Origin of the sequence: Aeromonas sp. LsrichE-8G (assembly GCF_022869435.1) — a bacterium.
Taxonomy (GTDB): domain Bacteria; phylum Pseudomonadota; class Gammaproteobacteria; order Enterobacterales; family Aeromonadaceae; genus Aeromonas; species Aeromonas caviae.
This window is the reverse complement of record NZ_JALIHH010000015.1, coordinates 1-293: the sequence shown is the minus strand read 5'-3', so window position 1 is coordinate 293 and position 293 is coordinate 1. Positions and strand designations below refer to the sequence as shown.

1 protein-coding gene is annotated in these 293 nt (G+C 64.8%); it reads right to left on the bottom strand.

Translation table 11 applies throughout. The features are described 5' to 3' along the window. Positions 1-293, bottom strand: a 293-nt coding sequence (locus tag MUW49_RS04385) for a transposase (RefSeq protein WP_210538966.1), incomplete at both ends; no start/stop codon positions are given.

The window sequence follows — 293 nt, the reverse complement described above, 5'->3', positions numbered from 1 at the left end:
GCATTCGCCTGCTCCACTCGCACCCGGTCCACCACCTCTCGGCCATAGCGAGCCACCACGTGGAACAGGTCGTAGACCACCTCCGCCTGCGGGCAGTGTTGCTTCACCTCCAGGTCGAACGCCGTGTTCATGTCCATCGCCACCGCCTCAATCTGCTGGCATCGCTCGCCGAGCTGCTCGAAGAAGGGACGGATAGCGGCCCGGCTGTTGCCGTGCCCCACCCACAGGACGCGGGTTCGCTCGGCATCCATGATCACGGTGGCATAGCGGTGTCCCTTGTGCAGGGCAAACTC